At 57.1% G+C, this 15175-nt stretch carries 12 protein-coding genes; 6 read left to right on the top strand and 6 right to left on the bottom strand.

Translation table 11 applies throughout. The features are described from left to right. Window positions 1-63: 63 nt before the first annotated feature. From ACR0AA_RS13035 to ACR0AA_RS13060, 6 genes are all read left to right on the top strand, one after another. Window positions 64-1710: an amino acid ABC transporter permease gene (locus tag ACR0AA_RS13035; RefSeq protein WP_480664462.1), complete on the top strand. Its 1647-nt coding sequence runs from the start codon at window positions 64-66 to the stop codon at window positions 1708-1710. Then, the gene (locus ACR0AA_RS13040) at window positions 1707-3680 is read left to right on the top strand and encodes a beta-galactosidase (RefSeq protein ID WP_480756195.1); all 1974 of its coding nucleotides are present in this window, start codon (window positions 1707-1709) and stop codon (window positions 3678-3680) included. Before ACR0AA_RS13035 ends, ACR0AA_RS13040 begins: the two co-directional genes overlap by 4 nt. A gap of 144 nt (window positions 3681-3824) precedes the next feature. Then, window positions 3825-4949, top strand: a complete 1125-nt coding sequence (locus ACR0AA_RS13045) for an extracellular solute-binding protein (RefSeq protein WP_480664466.1) — start codon at window positions 3825-3827, stop codon at window positions 4947-4949. Window positions 4950-5067: 118 nt separating this feature from the next. Beyond that, entirely contained in the window at window positions 5068-6180 is a 1113-nt protein-coding gene (locus ACR0AA_RS13050) for an ABC transporter ATP-binding protein (RefSeq protein ID WP_480664468.1), read from the top strand. 12 nt (window positions 6181-6192) lie between these two features. Beyond that, on the top strand, window positions 6193-7113 hold the full coding sequence (locus ACR0AA_RS13055; protein WP_155148465.1) for an ABC transporter permease: 921 nt from the start codon (window positions 6193-6195) through the stop codon (window positions 7111-7113). Continuing rightward, window positions 7110-8375, top strand: coding sequence for an ABC transporter permease (locus tag ACR0AA_RS13060; RefSeq protein ID WP_480756196.1), 1266 nt, complete (start codon window positions 7110-7112; stop codon window positions 8373-8375). Before ACR0AA_RS13055 ends, ACR0AA_RS13060 begins: the two co-directional genes overlap by 4 nt. A 37-nt stretch (window positions 8376-8412) precedes the next feature. On the opposite strand, the gene ACR0AA_RS13065 is transcribed toward ACR0AA_RS13060, so the two are convergent. The 6 genes from ACR0AA_RS13065 to ACR0AA_RS13090 are packed head-to-tail and all read right to left on the bottom strand — an operon-like array spanning window position 8413 to window position 15162. Next, a complete protein-coding gene (locus ACR0AA_RS13065) occupies window positions 8413-10332 on the bottom strand; it encodes a beta-galactosidase (protein ID WP_480756197.1) in 1920 nt (639 codons plus the stop codon). Next, window positions 10329-11189, bottom strand: coding sequence for an SMP-30/gluconolactonase/LRE family protein (locus ACR0AA_RS13070; protein ID WP_480664475.1), 861 nt, complete (start codon window positions 11187-11189; stop codon window positions 10329-10331). Before ACR0AA_RS13070 ends, ACR0AA_RS13065 begins: the two co-directional genes overlap by 4 nt. Next, entirely contained in the window at window positions 11186-11791 is a 606-nt protein-coding gene (locus tag ACR0AA_RS13075; RefSeq protein ID WP_480664477.1) for a 2-dehydro-3-deoxy-6-phosphogalactonate aldolase, read from the bottom strand. Before ACR0AA_RS13075 ends, ACR0AA_RS13070 begins: the two co-directional genes overlap by 4 nt. Then, window positions 11788-12681, bottom strand: coding sequence for a 2-dehydro-3-deoxygalactonokinase (locus tag ACR0AA_RS13080; RefSeq protein WP_480664479.1), 894 nt, complete (start codon window positions 12679-12681; stop codon window positions 11788-11790). Before ACR0AA_RS13080 ends, ACR0AA_RS13075 begins: the two co-directional genes overlap by 4 nt. Before the next feature lie 4 nt (window positions 12682-12685). Further along, entirely contained in the window at window positions 12686-13453 is a 768-nt protein-coding gene (locus ACR0AA_RS13085) for an SDR family NAD(P)-dependent oxidoreductase (protein ID WP_480664481.1), read from the bottom strand. Next, window positions 13453-15162, bottom strand: coding sequence for an IlvD/Edd family dehydratase (locus ACR0AA_RS13090; protein ID WP_480756198.1), 1710 nt, complete (start codon window positions 15160-15162; stop codon window positions 13453-13455). The genes ACR0AA_RS13085 and ACR0AA_RS13090 overlap by 1 nt, the downstream gene beginning before the upstream one ends. Window positions 15163-15175: the final 13 nt, after the last annotated feature.

The raw sequence follows: 15175 nt of genomic DNA on the forward strand, positions 1-15175 counted from the left end.
CCGCCCACAGCTCAAGTGACCCGACGGCGCGCACGTCGGGTCAAATCTCAGCAGAGAGGTTTCATGACCCGTCTAAGCTCGATCCGCCCGAGCAATCTTGTTCTGCTCGCCGCCGCTCCGTTCATTGTCTATCTGTTTGCATCATCCTCGAAATACCTCAGATCGCTGACGGCGATCCTTGGGATCGGTGATAATGCGGGCCCGATTTTCATCGGGTTCCTGTTGGTGCTTTCCGTGGCCGTTCTGGGGTACCTCAGCGCGCGTGTGGCCAGGTTTCGTGATGCCGCTCCGCGCTGGTCGCGTGTCGTTGCAATTGGCGCACTGCCGGCGGCTGCCGCGCTTTCTGTCCTGAGTTTCGTGGCGCCCCACGCCCTCATGCCATTTGCTGAATCCGTGTTCTTTCACGCGCTAAGTGAGAACACTTCAACCTTGATCGACCGTTCCTCGCAACCGTGGGCGCTGTTCCCAGACGCCGTTTTGCGAGTTCAGGCGGGGCTTCAGGCGGTTTTGATTGTCTACGCGCTCCTCATTGCGGCGATCGCGGTAAGTGGACACCTTCCCTCAAAGGTTCAGGGGATCACTCAGCCCGGGTTTGAGATCCTGACCGGCGCGACGCTGTTCTATCTACTCTTCATGGCGCATTGGCAGTTTGCGACAGGCGTCGCGATCACGTTCAGGGCGGCTATTTTCGCTTATATATTTGCCGCCATTCTGGGCTTGATTTGGGTCGGGCTGCAGTCGTTTAAGCCCAAGGCACGTACGACGGTTGTATACGGGTCGATCAGTCTAACGCTGCTGGCTGTGTCGGCTTTCTTTTTCATGCAACCACAGGTCAACTACGTGCTTGTTGGCAGCACCGAAGCCCGTATCGCAATCGTGCGTGGCACGCCGCAGGCGCAAGCGGACAATATCCGTTTTGGCGAGTTTGAGGGCGGCGGTGAGCAACAATACCGCATCCGCAGCGCCACCGACCCGGCCAGCGCACTTGAGCAGATCGAAACCGTCGACAGTGTGTCCGGTGCATTTGTTCCGATTGAGACCCACACGCAGGGCCATCCAGTGATTTGGCAGACCAGCTTTCTGCCGGACAAGTACCGAAATCCGGCGCTGACCTTCGCCGTTCTTGGCTTTCTGCTTCTGACCCTGACCATTGGTGGTGCGCAGCACAAGCTGCATCCGTTGGCAGTCGGATCCGAGTTCTTCGTGGATACCATCCGGGGCATTCCGATGCTGGTGATCATCCTTTACATCGGTCTGCCATTGGCGGGGGCAGTCAAAGATGCGACGGGCGGTGGTATCGACATGACCAACATGACGCGCGGTGTGATTGCCATTTCCGTCGGATACTCTGCCTATATGGCCGAGATTTTTCGCTCGGGTATCGAAGCGATCCCGCGCGGGCAAATCGAGGCGGGAGGATCACTTGGCCTGTCGCGCTGGCAGACCGCACGGTTGATTATCCTGCCGCAGGCTTTGCGTATCGTGACGCCGCCCCTGGGCAATGAGTTCATCGCCATGATCAAGGACACATCGCTGTTGTCCATCTTGTCGGTGCGCGACATGACACAGCGTATGCGAGAGTTTCAGGCGGCCAGTTTCCTTCCTTTTGCGCCATTTAACACTGCGGCCATCCTTTATGTCGTAATCACCTTGGGTTGCGCCAGTTTCCTAAAGTGGATTGAACGCCGCACAGCGAGGGAAGGCAGATGAGTAAGCTTGAGCTTGGCGTTTGTTATTACCCTGAACAATGGGACAGATCACTGTGGCGCGACGATGCTGAACGGATGGTCGAAATGGGTCTCGACTGGGTGCGTATCGCGGAATTCACCTGGGGGCTGGTTGAACCCGTGCGAGGCCAGTTCAACTGGGATTGGTTGGACGATGTGATCGGCATTCTGGGCGAGGCCGGTCTGCGTGTCATGATGTCGACGCCCACGGCCTCGCCCCCGAAATGGCTGATTGATGAGTACCCTGAGATATTGCCGGTTGGTCCTGATGGTCGAACCAGAGGGTTCGGTTCTCGCAGACATTACTGCTTTTCCAGCGATGTCTACCTTGCCGAGGCTCAACGGATCGCGACCGAATACGCCCGCCGATACGGGCAAAACCAGTTTGTACACGCCTGGCAGATCGACAATGAATACAACGATCATGATACGGTGCTCAGCTATTCGGTAGCCGCGCGGGACGGGTTTAGAAAATGGTTGTCAGACCGGTACGGTACTATCGAAACCCTGAACCGAACTTGGGGCGCAGTGTTCTGGGGATCGGTCTATTCCGATTTCGATCAGATCGAGTTGCCCAACGGATTGGTTGCAAATCCAAACCCGACCCATGCGTTGGACTTCATGCGCTATTCTTCCGACCGAGTTCGCCTGTTTAACCGGGCACAGGTGGACATTCTGCGCGAGTTTTCTACGGGCCGGGACATTACCCACAACTTCATGGCGGGCAGTTTCGAATTTGACCACCACGCCGTAGCCAAGGATTTGGATATCGTTGGCTTCGACAGCTATCCGCTGGGCAACCTAATAGGTTCCACGCTGTCAGATGATGACAAGCGCAGATACCTTCGAACCGGTGCACCGGATTATCAGGGTTTTCACTGCGATCTCTATCGCAGTCAGGGCAATGGGCGGATGTGGGTCCTGGAGCAGCAACCTGGCCCGGTCGATTGGGCATCCAAAAATCCGTCGCCTGCTGACGGAATGATCCGGCTGTGGACATGGGCTGCCTATGCGCATGGTGCCCAAGCTGTGATGTTCTTTCGATGGCGTCAGGCCAAATACGCGCAAGAGCAGTTTCACACCGCGCTGTTGCGATCAGATGGTAGCATCGATCAGGCTGCAATCGAAATGGCGCAAGTTGCGGCGGAACGCGCCGCGCTTCCAGCGGCAGAACGAGACCGGACACAAGTGGCAATGGTGCTAGATTACCCATCAATCTGGGCCGCAAATATACTGCCCCACGACGAAGACTTTCCTAACACTCATATAGCGCGAGAATGGTACGCGGCACTGCGGTCCCTTGGGGTCGATCTGGACTTTTTGGGTCAGGACGACGATATCTCGGGATACGCTCTGATCGTTATTCCGCAATGTATGATTGTCTCGGCCGAGTTGGCCACAAAGCTGAAGGGATGCGGTGCGCGCCTTCTGATTGGTGCCCGCTCTGGTAGCAAGACGGAAGACATGCACACGCCGCGAAATCTGGCCCCCGGAGTATTGGGGGATCTGACAGGCGTGAAGGTCCTGCGGGTCGAATCACTGCCCGACCTTGCGGAGGAATCGGTGCATCTGGTGGATGGCGCAACGCACGGTTTTTCCGGCTGGCGCGAGATTCTGGAATCAGATGCCACTGTAATAGCACGTTTTTCCAGCAAATACCGGGACAACAGCCCAGCGATTGTCCGTTCAGATAAGGCAACCTATCTGGCAATGGTTCCCCGCGGTTCGTTGTTGAAGTCTGTCCTGCAAGAGGTTCTGAAATGGGCGGAAATTCCCGTTTTGGATTGCGGTTCTGATCTTAGAGTCACACGTCGTGGGGCACTGAGTTTCGCCTTTAACTTTGGGGATACAGAGCGCCGCCTGCCTGCGAGCGAAACGCGCTATTTTCTTGTGGGCTCGTCTTTGATCCCGTCCTGTGGGGTTTCAATCTGGGCTGATGACCCTGAGAATTGAATTTGGCTGGATGCAAAGTGAAAGCGCCAACTGGATATATGAAATTTTTCAACTGTCACTTTTGGCCTGACAATACCGCCGCAAAGTTCTAGCGTGACAACCATAACAACAAAACAACACAGTCCAATAACGGGAGATCCAAAAATGGCTGAACGGAAAAACCTTTCCAGACGCTCTGTTCTGAAAGGCGCGGGGGCGGCTGCTCTGGCTGCGCCTCTTTACAGCAAGAGCGCGCTGGCATCTTCGGGTGAAATCAACATTCTGATGTGGTCGGATTACCTGCCGCCTGCGTTCCTGCAAGAGTTTGAAACTCTGACAGGAATCAAAGTGAACTACACCGGCATTGGGTCGAACGAAGAAATCATCAACAAGATGAAGGCCACCAAGGGCCAAGGCTTTGACATCGTCTCGCCGACCAACAACCGCTCTCTCCAGTGGGAGCCGCTGGAACTGCTGCAGCCCTTCGACATGAGCAAGGTTCCGATCGATCTGGTGAACCCTGCCATGGCGCAGATCGGCACCGATGCGTGGAACTTTGGCGACAGCGGCGTGCACTGGTTGCCACACATCTGGGGCACCGAAGGCATCGCCTATCGCACCGACCTCTGGCTGCCCGAAGGCGATGCGCCGTCCTATGGCGACGTCTGGTCGGAAGAGAACGCAGGCAAGACCATGGGTCGCGCGCATTCGATGATGCTGGGCGCAGGTCTGTATATGGAGCGCTCAGGCGAGATGGAGCCGGGCTCTGTTTGGGCCGCATACGGCGACGAAGAAACCATGCGCAAGGTCTGGGGCCAGATCACCGACTGGTGCATCGAGCGGAAGAACCGGATCAAACTGATCTGGAACGATGCCGACACCCAAAAGAACGGCCTGCTGAATGAAGGCGTTGTTGTTGGTCAGACCTGGGATGGTCCGCCGCTCGCACTGAAATCGGCGGGTGAGCCGGTCCACTATCAGGCTCCCATCGAAGGTGCGATGGCATGGGTCGACGGTATGTCGATGCCGACCGGCGCGCAGAACATCGATCAGGTGTATGCCTTTATCGACTTCGCGTATCAGGCCAAGCCTGCGGGTGTTGCCATTGACAGCCACGGCTATAACTCGCCGGTTCTGGGTGCGGACCAATATGCCGGCGACACCTACAAAAAGAACTTTGCCGAGGCCTATCCAGGCGACTCCCTGGCGAACCTGAACCCATGGCCTGCTGAGGCTCCGTGGTACGCCGAAACCCGGACCGAGTTCGTCAACAAGTTCAAAAGCGCTTAATCGCTATGCAAACCTGCCCTCCGCCAATGTGCGGAGGGCTATGAACCCGCGCGTCGTGACGGCGTGACGGATCCATTTTCGGTGCGAAGGGGAATCGCGCCAGACGGAGATACCAAAAATGAGTGCAGGGGTCGGTGTAGATCTTGAAAACCTGTGGATCCGCTTCGGAGACTTTGTCGCCGTGCGGGACGCCAATGTGAATATCAACGGGGGCGACTTCTTTTCGTTCCTCGGCCCCTCGGGCTGTGGTAAGACGACGATCCTCCGAGCGGTCTCGGGCTTTTTGGACCCCAGTGAGGGCAAAGTCCTGATCGGCGGAAAGGATATGCGCGGTATTGGGCCGAATAAACGTCCGACAGCACTGATTTTTCAGAACCTTGCGCTGTTTCCGCTGATGAAAGTCTGGGAGAACATCACCTTCTCGCTTGAGATCAAGGGAGCCAGCACCGCTGAGCGCCGAAAGCGCGCCGATGAGCTTTTGGACATGATCGCATTGCCGGGGCAGGGCGACAAACTGCCGAGTGAGCTATCTGGTGGTCAGCGTCAGCGCGTCGCGATTGCCCGCGCCCTGTGCGCCGAACCTGATGTGCTGTTGCTTGACGAGCCGCTGTCGGCGCTTGACCTCAAGCTGCGTCAACACATGCGCACCGAATTGCGCGAGATCCAGCAACGCGTCGGCATCACTTTCATCTACATCACCCACGACCAGGGGGAAGCTCTGACCATGTCGGACAATATCGCCGTTATGCGGGCGGGGGTGATAGACCAGATCGCTGATGGCAAGACGATTTACAATGATCCGAACACCGCATTTGCAGCGTCATTTGTTGGGGAAAACAACGTGTTCCGCGGCAAAATTAAACAAGTCATGGGGAATGAGGCGCTAATCGCGACGAACCGCTCCGGTGATTTGGTGGCTCGCATTTCGACTGCCAATCAAGGGAAAATGAAAGAAGGCGACGACGCCATGATGTTCATTCGCCCCGAAGCATTTGCGATTGCCCCGGATGGTGCCACAGGCGATCACTTTGTGACCGCTCGGGTGAACCATGAGGAATTTGAAGGTAACGTCTTCAATATCTTCACCGAAGGCGACGGCGGCAAAGAGATCAAGGTGTCTCTGCCGAACCTCGGCCAGTCCTTCGAGGACCACACCGGCCAGAACATCACGCTGGAATACGAGACCCGCAATGCGGTTTTGGTTCCGGCTGGTGAACTGGCCGCAGAATAAGGAGGCCAGACAATGCCCGGCTTCCTGAAAGAATTCTTCAACCGTAACGGCACCGGCATGGGGCTCGCGATCTTGGGGCTCGTCCTGTTCTGGACCATCGGCCTGATCATCCTGCCCCAGCTGTCGATGCTAGACTTTTCCTTCCGTCCGAACCTGCCACCGCCAGAGATTGGTGGGCCCAAGGACGTCTATACGCTGGAGAACTACAAATACCTGATCTACGGACCCGAAGGGGGCAGCCAGTCTTATAATGCTGTCGACCTGCGGGTGTTCTTCCGGACGCTGATTGCGGCGGTCTGTGTAACGATCTTCAACCTGATCATCTGTTATCCGATCGCCTATTACCTCGGTCAGTCCAAGGGCAGCCATATCCGCATCTTTGCGATCATGCTGATCATCCCTTACTGGATCAACGAGATCCTGCGGGCCTTTGCGTTGCGGATCATCTTTGGCGAAACCGGTGTTCTGAATACCCTGTTCATGGGGTTGGGTATCTTTGATACGCCATTCGACTTCATTCGCAACGACATCGCGCTCTATGCTGGTCTGGGCTATGCCTACATCCTGCTAATGATCTTCCCGATGTATAACGTCATTGAAAGTCTGGACGGGAACCAGATCGAGGCCGCGCGTGACCTTGGTGCGCCCTGGTGGCGGATTCACTGGCGGGTGGTCATTCCCTATGCCAAGCCGGGCATCAGTTCTGGCTGTACGATGGTCTTCATGTTGAGCGCCGGTGCGCTGGCTGCACCGCAGATTCTGGGCGGGCCCTCGTCCTTGTGGTTCACACAGCTGATCTATCAGCAGTTCAACGACAACAATGACTGGCCGCAAGGTGCAGCTTACGCCATCGTTCTTCTGGTGACCTGTATCCTGTTCGTTCTGGCGATGATGCGCCTGTTCAAGGTGAACATGGGGGACATCGGGAAATGAACAATTCCTTCCTTCGTGTAAGCATCTGGGTCTATCTGGTCATCTTCTTCCTGTACCTGCTTGGTCCGTTGGTGATCATGTCGGTCACGGCGTTCAACTCTTCGGCTTTCCCGAGGATGACGCCGTGGGAATGCCTGACCTTCCAGTGGTTTGGCGAGCTGTTTCAGGATCAACGTATCCTGAACGGCATCAAGAACTCGCTGATCATTGGCGCTGGCACAGTTGTTCTGTCTGTGGCAATGGGTCTGGCCGGTGCGCTGATGCTGACCCAGATCTGGCCTAAGCTACGCGCGACCTACTACACCATCATAATCGCGCCGATCCTGATCCCGGGTGTTGTTCTGGGTATCTCGACACTGGTGTTCTGGGATCGGATCAACCGGATGCTGGGGCTGGGTGCTGACAGCTTTCTGTCGAACGGTATTTTCCTGACAGTGATCGGCCAGTCCACCTTTATCGCCAGCTATTGCATGTTGGTGCTGGTGGCGCGTTTGCAAAGGTACGACATCGCGTTGACCGAGGCAGCTTTGGACCTTGGCGCGACACATGCGCAGGCATTCCGCAAGATCTTGCTGCCTTTCATGCGTCCCGCGATTGCGTCGGCGGCGGTACTGGCGTTCCTCGCCTCGTTCGAGAACTACAACACCACCACATTCACCTTTGGTGAGTACCCGACGCTGACGATCGAATTGGCACAGAAAGTCCGCTATGGCATCACGCCTGCGATCTCGGCACTAGCCTTCCTCATCGTGGCGTTGACGGTGTTCTTTGCGCTGCTGAATGAAGCCAAGCTGAAACGTCAGGAATTGGTGGCAGCGGCTCGTAAGAAGGCAACGGTTGAAGAACTGGCAGGCAAGATCAAACTGCCGAGCTTCTTTTCAGGTAACATGGCTGCCGTTTTGCTCGTCGTGTTCGCAGTTGCCACAATCACCGTGGTTGGCACCGCGACGGCCTATAACCCCGGCCAGTGTATCGCCAACGTCAAAGAACAAAAACGCCTAGAAGCCGAACAGCGTATTCAAGAATTGCGCAAGCAGCGCGAGGAACAACGCAAAAAGCGTGAGGCTGAAGAGGCTGAACAGGGTGGCGCACAGCAATCCACGCCTAAGCCATCTAACAATAGCGGCTTTGGCAACGTGTTCGCCCCAAACTCTTTGGGCGGTGATGCAGAAGAAGAGGGCTCAGATTCCGAAACTCCGCCGTCTAACAACGGCGGGTTTGGAGGGGCGTTCGACCCCAACAGCCTTCAAACTGACCAATAGGTGCAGTGTCTAAACAATGAAATGCGCCCGAGGAGGTTTACCCCTCTTCGGGCGTTTCGTTTTTCAAAATTGCAACATCGCAGGCGTCAATGACCTGACCATTCCACGCAACCGGTTGGGCGTTGTAGTTGATAAGGAAAGTGTGGGCAGCGGTATCGCGGCGTCGCAGTCCCTCAGGCATCGGGTTCAGGGCCACTCCGGTCTCGCGCGCCGCCATTTCGATCACCCGGTCCCACAGTGCCTCATCCGGAAAACCCGCCAGATACCAGAGGCCCTTTTCGCCTATCAGCGCAGGTGTTCTGTCCGCAAATCTCAACAATTTGGAAGCTGATCCGGACAGCCGATCAATCCAATGCTGCGCTGCGCCGCCGCCGTTGACCGGCCGCTGCACGTTGGGTGGTAGCGTCTCGACCAGATCGACCTCGCAATTCAGGCTGGTCAGATCCGGGCGACCTTTTGCCGGGATCTGGAAATCATGTGTGATTGCACCGCTGCGCGGTCCAAGGATGACCAGATCGCCCCCTTCGGTGAGCCGACGCTCCAGATCACTGTCCAATGTCGCAAGCCCGGGGGCAAGAATGATTGCATAGCCATTGTTCGGGATGTCGGTTGGCGAAACGAAATCAACAGAAAGACCAGCCCGTCGCAGAGCCCGATAAGCCGAGAAGACCAATCTGAAATAGTCAAATCCGGCGCCCTGCGGCTGTGTTGTCCATGCCCAGTCGGATGCATAGTCGAACAGGATGGCGACCTGTGCCGGTGTCTGAACCACGTCGCCGAGGTCTCTCAGAGTATCCGCGGTCTGTTTCGCCTCGGTCAATCCGGGGGCAGGGCGGTTGTCCGGTGTCAGCAAACCGGCATGCATTTGCTCTTGCGCAAAAGGTGCTTGCCTCCAGCGAAAATAACTGACGACCTCGGCCCCATGCGCCACGGCCTCAAGCGACCAAAGCCGTACCATGCCGGGCAGGGGGGCTGGATTGTAAGGCGCCCAGTTCACCGGTCCGGGTTGCTGTTCCATCACCCACCAACGCCCACTGCCGACTGCCCGATATAGGTCATGGTGAAAGGCTTGCATGTCCGGGTCGCCCTGTTGGAGGAATGCAGTTTTATGAGCCTCGTCAGCTTCCAGCCGGTCGGAAAGGAACCCGATCGGATAGCTGTCCCATGTGGCGATATCCAGATCCTCACCGACTTTGAAATGGTCGAAATCCAGAATCCGCCCCATGTAGTTGTGCAACAGCGGTGCATCTGTCAAAGGACGCAGCACATCAACTTGAGCCTTGTTGAATACGGCCACCTGATCCGAGCTGAAGCGTCGGAACGCCAGCACGTGCGCTGGATTGGGTTCGGTCACTGTCAGGTTGGGTAAATCGATCTGGTCGAAATCGCCGTACTCCATTGACCAGAATATGTTGCCCCATGCCTCATTCAGCGCATCACTGCTGGTGTATTGGTCCTTCAGCCAAAGCTGAAAGGCGTGCAGAGCAGATGGGCTGTAGCTGACCGTGGTGTCGTGACATCCATATTCGTTGTCGATCTGCCAGGCGGCGATATGAGGGTTACGTCCATAGCGTTCACCCATAGTCCGGGCAATGCGGACGGATTCCTCAATATAGCCCAGATGGCTAAAGCAGTAATGCCTGCGCGACCCGAACTTGCGGGCATTTCCCTGCGCGTCCACTGCTAACATGTCTGGATGTTTTTCGATCATCCATCGCGGAGGCGTCGCGGTCGGGGTTCCTAAGACAACTTTAAGCCCGGCATCTCCCAACGTTTCAATCGCACGGTCCAGCCAGTCAAAATGCAGCTCGCCGGGCTTGGGCTCCATCCGGCTCCATGCGAACTCGCCGATCCGAACCCAGGCCAGCCCCGTTTCGACCATAAGGGCTGCGTCTTCGGCCCATTTGGCTTCGGGCCAATGTTCCGGGTAATAGCAAACGCCAAGTTCTGCTTTCATAGAAGGACTCTGTGTTCCGATTGACCCTTGCTGACGCCCATGGCGGCAAAGGTCATGCCATTGGTTGGTTGGGTTCTTAGCGCGTCGGCATCCAGACCATCGCGCGCCGTGGTGCAGAACAGAGTTGTCAGATCTTTTCCGCCGAACGCAGGGCATGAGGTGTGCGCGGCCTGAAAGGGCACTGCCCGCAGAAACCGACCAGTCGAATCGTACGCGGCAACACGGCTGGCACCCCATTGGGCGATCCAGACATTGCCGTCAGCATCAACAACCGCGCCGTCGGGATAGAGGCCATCGTCTCTCAAATCCAGAAACACAACGCTTTTGCCGTCAGGCCAGCCAGAGTCCGGGTCAAGGGACCTGCGCATAACCTGTTGCGTGACCGTATCCGCGTAATATGCGCAGGATCGATCCGGTGCAAAACAGATCGTATTCGAAATTGTGACACCCGGCACCAGCTGGCGAAGCTCTCCTTGCCAGAACCGATAGATCGCGCCTGCCCTGTCTTCCGCGTTCTTCCCCATGGTTCCGATCCAGAACCCGCCCCAAGGATCCGCGCGCCCGTCGTTGGAACGCGTGACTGGGTTGTCCGCCTCGAGCGGTACGATCAGATCTTTTTGGCCACTGAGCAGCTCAAACCGCCACAGCCCGGTTTCAGAGGCCAGCAGCAATACATCATGGTCCACCCATCCAGCGGCCGAGACGTGTTCGGAAAACTGCCAACTGTGTTGTTCGCCTGCGTCTTGCGTCATCAATCGCTTGTTGACGATATCGAACCAGAACAACTGTTGCCGTTCCGGATGCCATAATGGACCTTCGCCAAGCTCGCATGGGCGGTCGTCAAAAATAGAACTCATCCAGCGGCCTCATCGTATGCTGCGATGATCCGGTTTGCCCGATCCGCAACGTCAGGAACCGCCATGCCAGGTTTGAACAGGGCCGATCCGATGCCGAATCCATCGGCGCCAGCCTCGATCCACTCGGCGAAGTTTTCCGGACCCGCGCCACCGACCGCATAAACCAGAGTGCCGGTTGGCAACACAGGCCGTAAAGCGGCTAAACCGGTCAGACCGGCCATGACGCCGGGAAACAACTTCAACCCGGTGGCGCCAGCCTTGAGCGCGGCAAACGCCTCGGTTGGGGTATAGACGCCAGGCCAGCTCTGCATATTCATTGCGACAGATCGGGTGATCACATCGGTGTCGCAATTCGGCGAAACGATCAGTTTGCCACCGACGCCCGCAACCGCCTCTACTTGTTCGGGGCTCAGCACAGTTCCAGCACCGATGAGGGCTTGGTCGCCAAACTCTGTGGCCAACAAAGCAATGCTGTCCAGCGGATCGGGCGAATTCAGGGGTACTTCGATCTTATCAATGCCTGCGTTGATCAGGGCGCGGCCCACTTCCACGGCCTCGGAAGGGTTTAGGCCGCGCAAAATTGCGATGATAGGGCGGTTCATGCGGTTTGCCTCGTTAGTTTTCGGGCCTGCGAAAGACCAGCCAAGGTACATTGCGTGGCATTTGCAGTCTCCACGAAAGCCCCCTGAAGTTGCAGCGCACTGGCATAGATTTGAGAGATACCGTCGGCCCCGATAATCGCCAGTTGCTGCCCCAGCCAATAGGGGCGCGTTGCGGCCAGTTCCGCACCGATCAAAAGCCCGGACAATCGGGACCGGGCGGTCGCCTTGTCCTGATTATGCAGCAAATCCGCAGCGCGAAGGCCAAACAGGCGCGCGGCCAGTTGCTCGGGCTTCGACAGTGTGTCAGCGGCGGCTTCGGCAAAAGCGACCTCGTCCCAACCGTCTCCGACCGAGTGTTTCAATACCGATTGCTTGCTCAAAAGCTCAAACATCTCGCCAGTCATGAAGGTTCGAAAGCTCACGATTTCTCCGGCGCTGACCTGAACCCATTTTGTGTGTGTCCCGGGAAGGCAGATGACACCGTCCCAGTTCTGATGGTTTGCCAAAAACCCGGCGATTTGGGTTTCCTCACCGCGCATGACATCCGGCGGCGTGTTCTGTTTCAGGCCGGGCACAACAAATGCCCGTATCCGAGCATCGGTATTCGGCACGCGAATTGGTGCCACCGGAACCGGGGCTGAGGGAACAGCCGAGTACGGCGCCTCAACCCAACCTTGCCGCGCGCCGACCATGCCACAGGCCACAACGTCGACGGGATCGGCATCCAACCAGTCTTCGATCAGGTCCAGCAGTGACGATTCAAACTCATCTTTACCGAGCCGCGCCATACCAAGGTCAGACTGCGCCTGAGCCACGACTGTTTCCCCCTGCATCGCCCAGGCTCGCAGATGAGATGTTCCCCAGTCGACTGCAATCCACTCTGCTCTCATGGCGTTACCCCGTAACTACGACACCGCCATCCACTGCCATGCACTGGCCGGTCATCGCGCGGCTGGCATCGGAGGCAAGGAACAATGTCGGTGCGATCATGTCTTCGGGAGTCAGGTGTTCTTTCAGGCATTGCCGGTCCATATGGGCAGCCAGATCCTCGGGTGTGGCCCACATGTCCAACTGCTTTTGCGTCAGGACCCATCCGGGGGCCAACGCATTCACGCGGATTTTTTGCGGCCCCAACTCGCGCGCCAAAGACCGTGTCATCCCAGTGATCCCGGCATTCGAAGTCGTATAAATCGGGTAACCCGCATTCCCCATCATATAGCTGATCGAGCTGAAGTTGACGATTGATCCCCCTTTGCCGGCCATTTGGCGCGCAGCCTCCTGACAGGCGAAATAGTAGGCCTTGAGGTTCACCTCGATCATCCAGTCCCAGAACTCGGTAGTTGTTTCATCAAGCGAGTGGCGTTTGTCATTGGCTGCGTTGTTGATCAGTACGTCCATTGGACCATGGGCTTCTGCCGCTTTTTGCATCGTGACGTGCAGCAATTCCGTATCCGTCATGTCGCCTTGCATGAACAGGGGCGCACGTCCGTGCTTGTCCCGCATTTCCTCAACGAAAGCACTGGCGTCTGAACGGCCGATAAAGGCAACGTTTGCGCCTTGGGTTAAAAACCCATCCGTCAGGGCTGCCCCTACGCCAGAGCCGCCGCCGGTGATATAGACCGAAGCGCCGTTTAGATCGGGAAAAGTGGCTGGTTGATCCATCAGTGGCTCTCTCTGGTGACAAGGCGGGTGTCTTTGCCGACAAGGAAATCAAGATCCGCTCCCTGATCCGCCTGCAGCACGTGGTCGATATAGAGTTTTGCGTATCCGCGGGTGTAATGCGGATCGTCCGGTTGCCACGCGGCGCGGCGTGCGTCCAGTTCCTTTTGGTCGACCAGCAGCTCCAGTTCGCCCTTACTGGCGGAAACGCGGATACGGTCGCCGGTTTTGACCAGCGCAAGCGGACCGCCAGCCTGTGCTTCAGGGCTGACATGCAGGATAACGGTTCCAAAGGCGGTGCCGGACATGCGGGCATCCGAAATGCGGATCATGTCACGGACGCCTTCCTTGACCAACTTTGCCGGGATAGGCATGTTTCCAACCTCCGGCATTCCGGGATAACCTTTTGGGCCGCAACCTTTGAGTACAAGAATGGTTTCGGGCGTTACCGGAAGATCGTCCCGATCGATATTGGCCTTGAGGTCCTCGATGCTTTCGAAAACGTAAGCTTCGGCTTCGGTTTCCAGCAGGGCATCTGTTGCCGCCGAAGGCTTCACAATGGCTCTGTTCGGTGCGAGATTGCCGCGCAGGACTCGCAGACCAGCGGCGGGTTTCACCGGGTCGTTGAAGGGGCGGATGACGTCTGTGTTGAAGCACTCGGCACCTTCGTAGTGGGCTGAGATATCCTTATTCAAAACAGTTTTCGCAGGCCGCAAAAAGGATTTGAGCTCGGACAACACAACAGGAACGCCGCCAGCATAACAGAAGTCTTCCATCAGGTATTTGCCCGAGGGCATGCAGTTGACCAGCAGAGGGATGTCCGACCCAATTTCGAAGTCCTTGAGTGTCAGGTCCACTCCAACACGACCGGCCAGCGCCAGCAGATGGACTACGGCATTGGTCGATCCGCCCACGGCAGCGTTGGCCAGAATTGCGTTTTCAAATGCTTCTTTAGTCAGGATGTCCGAAGGCTTCAGGTCTTCATCCACCATCTCAACGATCCGTTTTCCGGTCAGATGCGCCAGCGCCATCCGGCGGGCGTCTACAGCGGGCAGGGCAGCGTTAGTGGGCAGGCTCATTCCCATCGCTTCGACCAAAGACGCCATCGTTGACGCCGTGCCCATGGTCATGCAGACACCCGCGCTGCGCGACATGCCGGACTCGGCGCTCATGAAGTCCTTCAGGGTCATCTCTCCGGCGCGCACAGCTTCGGAGAACTTCCACACATCCGTTCCCGACCCAATATCCTTGCCGCGGTACTTCCCGTTTAACATCGGTCCTGAACTAACGACGATCGAAGGCAGATCGACCGAAGCCGCCCCCATCAGCTGCCCCGGAGTGGTCTTGTCGCATCCACCCAGCAGAACGACTCCGTCAATCCCATAGGCGCGGATCGATTCCTCGACATCCATGGCCAGCAGATTGCGGAATAGCATGGCTGTGGGCTTCATTTGCGTCTCGCCCAGTGACATCACCGGGAACTCAACCGGGAAGCCGCCAGCCTCCCACACGCCGCGTTTGACGCCCTCGGCCAAGTCACGCAGGCCCGAATTGCAGGGTGTGAGCTCGGACCACGTATTGCAGATGCCGATGATGGGGCGGCCATCAAAGGCGTGATCGGGAAAGCCCTGGTTCTTCATCCAAGACCGGTGGATGAAACCATCCTTGTCCAGCTTGCCATACCAATGCTGTGAGCGGCGTTTTCTTATCATTGTTTTCAGCCTT

The sequence above is a fragment of the Ruegeria sp. CE8 genome (assembly GCF_056537465.1).

What these genes read in the sequence shown, in the direction of transcription:
- ACR0AA_RS13035 (WP_480664462.1), top strand. Translation starts at nt 64, where the DNA reads ATGACCCGTCTAAGCTCGATCCGCCCGAGCAATCTTGTTCTGCTCGCC.
- ACR0AA_RS13040 (WP_480756195.1), top strand. Translation starts at nt 1,707, where the DNA reads ATGAGTAAGCTTGAGCTTGGCGTTTGTTATTACCCTGAACAATGGGAC.
- ACR0AA_RS13045 (WP_480664466.1), top strand. Translation starts at nt 3,825, where the DNA reads ATGGCTGAACGGAAAAACCTTTCCAGACGCTCTGTTCTGAAAGGCGCG.
- ACR0AA_RS13050 (WP_480664468.1), top strand. Translation starts at nt 5,068, where the DNA reads ATGAGTGCAGGGGTCGGTGTAGATCTTGAAAACCTGTGGATCCGCTTC.
- ACR0AA_RS13055 (WP_155148465.1), top strand. Translation starts at nt 6,193, where the DNA reads ATGCCCGGCTTCCTGAAAGAATTCTTCAACCGTAACGGCACCGGCATG.
- ACR0AA_RS13060 (WP_480756196.1), top strand. Translation starts at nt 7,110, where the DNA reads ATGAACAATTCCTTCCTTCGTGTAAGCATCTGGGTCTATCTGGTCATC.
- ACR0AA_RS13065 (WP_480756197.1), bottom strand. Translation starts at nt 10,332, where the DNA reads ATGAAAGCAGAACTTGGCGTTTGCTATTACCCGGAACATTGGCCCGAA.
- ACR0AA_RS13070 (WP_480664475.1), bottom strand. Translation starts at nt 11,189, where the DNA reads ATGAGTTCTATTTTTGACGACCGCCCATGCGAGCTTGGCGAAGGTCCA.
- ACR0AA_RS13075 (WP_480664477.1), bottom strand. Translation starts at nt 11,791, where the DNA reads ATGAACCGCCCTATCATCGCAATTTTGCGCGGCCTAAACCCTTCCGAG.
- ACR0AA_RS13080 (WP_480664479.1), bottom strand. Translation starts at nt 12,681, where the DNA reads ATGAGAGCAGAGTGGATTGCAGTCGACTGGGGAACATCTCATCTGCGA.
- ACR0AA_RS13085 (WP_480664481.1), bottom strand. Translation starts at nt 13,453, where the DNA reads ATGGATCAACCAGCCACTTTTCCCGATCTAAACGGCGCTTCGGTCTAT.
- ACR0AA_RS13090 (WP_480756198.1), bottom strand. Translation starts at nt 15,162, where the DNA reads ATGATAAGAAAACGCCGCTCACAGCATTGGTATGGCAAGCTGGACAAG.